The organism is Pseudomonas sp. AGC41 (assembly GCF_057334555.1).
Genome location: NZ_JBHFJB010000065.1, coordinates 13,157 through 16,261, shown reverse-complemented (window position 1 = coordinate 16,261; position 3,105 = coordinate 13,157). Strand labels below are relative to the sequence as shown.

Genomic DNA, 3,105 nt, shown 5'->3' with positions numbered 1-3,105 from the left:
GGGGCCGTACGCTTAATCTCATTCCCCCTAAAGCCGCCAGGCGGGCTGCCGCCGCCGCTTGATTACGTTATACTCGCCGGCTTTCAAAAGTTCGCCAACGAGTGCTGCCCGCCATGGAAATCAACCCGATCCTGAACACCATCAAGGACCTGTCCGAGCGCTCCGAAACTATTCGGGGGTATCTTTGACTACGATCAAAAGCATGAGCGTCTGACCGAAGTCAATCGCGAGCTTGAAGATCCGAATGTCTGGAACAACCCTTCCTACGCCCAGGAACTGGGCCGCGAGCGTTCTGCGCTGGCGCAGATCGTCGAGACCCTGGACGAGTTGTCCAGCGGCCTGGCCGACTGCCGCGACCTGCTGGACATGGCCGTCGAGGAAAACGACGAAGGCGCGGTCGGCGATGTGGTCGCCGAGCTGACGCGCCTGGACGAGAACCTGGCCAAGCTGGAGTTCCGCCGCATGTTCAGCGGCGAGATGGACATGAACAACGCCTACCTGGACATCCAGGCCGGCTCCGGCGGCACCGAGGCCCAGGACTGGGCCAACATCCTGCTGCGCATGTACCTGCGCTGGGCTGACAAACGCGGTTTCGACGCAACCATCATGGAACTGTCCGCCGGTGAAGTCGCCGGGATCAAGGGCGCTACCGTGCACATCAAGGGCGAGTACGCCTTTGGCTGGCTGCGTACCGAGATCGGCGTGCACCGCCTGGTGCGCAAGAGCCCGTTCGATTCCGGCAACCGTCGCCACACCTCGTTCTCGGCGGTATTCGTCTCGCCGGAAATCGATGACAACATCGAGATCGAGATCAACCCGGCCGACCTGCGTATCGACACCTACCGTTCCTCCGGGGCCGGTGGTCAGCACGTCAACACCACCGACTCGGCCGTACGGATCACCCACGTACCGACCAACACCGTGGTCAGTTGCCAGAACGAACGGTCCCAGCACGCGAACAAAGACACCGCGATGAAGATGCTGCGGGCGCGTTTGTACGAGCAGGAAGTGCAGAAGCGCAACGCCGCGTCCCAGGCCCTGGAAGACACCAAGTCCGATATCGGCTGGGGTCACCAGATCCGCTCGTATGTCCTCGACGCTTCGCGGATCAAGGACCTGCGCACCAGCATCGAACGCAGCGACTGCGACAAGGTGCTCGACGGCGACATCGATGAATATCTGATCGCCAGCCTCAAGCAAGGGCTGTAACGCGACACCCACGTGGCGGGCGGGCACGCTTTCGAAGCGCGGCTCGCCGGCAGACTCCGGCCCGGGCCGGGGGCAACGAACCTGTGATGGAAACCTTAAAGACATGAGCGACCAAGAACTCGACCCGCAAGCCCTGCAACAGGAAGAAAATTCCCTGATCGCCCTGCGCAAGGAAAAGCTTGCTGCCGAGCGCGCCAAGGGCCAGGCCTTCCCCAACGACTTCCGCCGCGATTCGTACTGCGATGCCTTGCAGAAAAAGTACGCGGACAAGACCAAGGAAGAGCTGGCCGAGGCGGCGATTCCGGTCAAGGTTGCCGGTCGCATCATGCTCGACCGTGGTTCGTTCCTGGTGATCCAGGACATGACCGGTCGCATCCAGGTCTATGTCAATCGCAAGACCCTGCCGGAAGAAACCCTGGCTGCCGTCAAGACCTGGGACCTGGGCGACATCATTGCCGCCGAAGGCACCCTGGCCCGCTCCGGCAAGGGCGACCTGTACGTCGAAATGACCAGCGTGCGCCTGCTGACCAAGTCCCTGCGCCCGCTGCCGGACAAGCACCACGGCCTGACCGACACCGAGCAGCGCTACCGCCAGCGCTACGTCGACCTGATCGTCAACGAAGACGTGCGCCACACGTTCCGCGTGCGCTCGCAGGTCATCGCGCACATCCGCAGCTTCCTGATGAAGCGTGACTTCCTCGAAGTCGAGACGCCGATGCTGCAGACCATTCCGGGCGGCGCGGCGGCCAAGCCGTTCGAAACCCACCACAACGCCCTGGACATGGAAATGTTCCTGCGCATCGCGCCGGAGCTATACCTCAAGCGCTTGGTGGTCGGTGGTTTCGAGAAGGTCTTCGAGATCAACCGCAACTTCCGTAACGAGGGCGTTTCGACCCGGCACAACCCCGAGTTCACCATGCTCGAGTTCTACCAGGCCTATGCCGATTACAACGACAACATGGACCTGACCGAAGAACTGTTCCGCGAGCTGGCACAGCTTGTTCTCGGGACGACCGACGTGCCGTACGGCGACAAGGTGTTCCACTTCGGCGAGCCGTTCGTGCGCCTGTCGGTGTTCGATTCGATCCTCAAGTACAACCCGGAAATTACGGCGGCCGACCTGCAGGACATCGACAAGGCTCGTGCCATCGCCAAGAAGGCCGGCGCCAAGGTGCTCGGCTTCGAAGGCCTGGGCAAGCTGCAAGTGATGATTTTCGAAGAGCTGGTCGAGCACAAGCTGGAGCAGCCGCACTTCATCACCCAGTACCCGTTCGAAGTGTCGCCGCTGGCCCGTCGCAACGACGAGAACCCGAGCGTGACCGACCGTTTCGAACTGTTCATCGGTGGCCGTGAAATTGCCAACGCCTACTCCGAGCTCAACGACGCGGAAGACCAGGCCGAGCGCTTCATGGCCCAGGTGGCCGACAAGGACGCCGGTGACGACGAAGCCATGCACTACGACGCCGACTTCGTTCGCGCCCTGGAGTACGGCATGCCGCCGACGGCTGGCGAAGGCATCGGCATCGATCGCCTGGTGATGTTGCTGACCAACTCACCGTCGATCCGGGATGTCATCCTGTTCCCGCACATGCGGCCCCAAGCGTAAGTGTTTCAATTAAAAAGCCGCCTCGATGGGCGGCTTTTTAATGCCTGTCTGGTACAAACGTATCAATTGGTTACTTCTGAAATAGCGAGGAAAGACCTGTCGTGAATCGTGCAATGGCTCCAGAAGGTGCAGCGGGCGTCGCCACTGCTGTCGCTGAAAGTGTTCAGTACCAGGGTCGCAAGGCCAGCCGACAGGGCAGTGAACAGCGCCGCCAGGAGATTCTCGACGCGGCCATGCGCATTGTCGTGCGCGATGGCGTGCGTGCGGTGCGCCACCGCGCGGTGGGCCCC

At 61.8% G+C, this 3,105-nt stretch carries 2 protein-coding genes and 1 pseudogene; all 3 read left to right on the top strand.

Annotation, left to right across the window (positions count from 1 at the left end):
* The first annotated feature begins 113 nt into the window (after positions 1–113).
* A protein-coding gene (gene prfB, locus ACE04F_RS12315; protein WP_095963568.1) for a peptide chain release factor 2 occupies positions 114–1,209 on the top strand; the annotation gives its coding sequence in 2 pieces (ribosomal slippage) (positions 114–185 and positions 187–1,209; 1,095 coding nt in all).
* A gap of 103 nt (positions 1,210–1,312) precedes the next feature.
* Positions 1,313–2,815 (top strand): lysine--tRNA ligase, encoded by a 1,503-nt coding sequence (gene lysS, locus ACE04F_RS12310; RefSeq protein ID WP_486107012.1) that lies wholly within the window; start codon positions 1,313–1,315, stop codon positions 2,813–2,815.
* A gap of 101 nt (positions 2,816–2,916) precedes the next feature.
* Positions 2,917–3,105 (top strand): annotated as a pseudogene (locus tag ACE04F_RS12305) (TetR family transcriptional regulator); the annotation flags it as partial.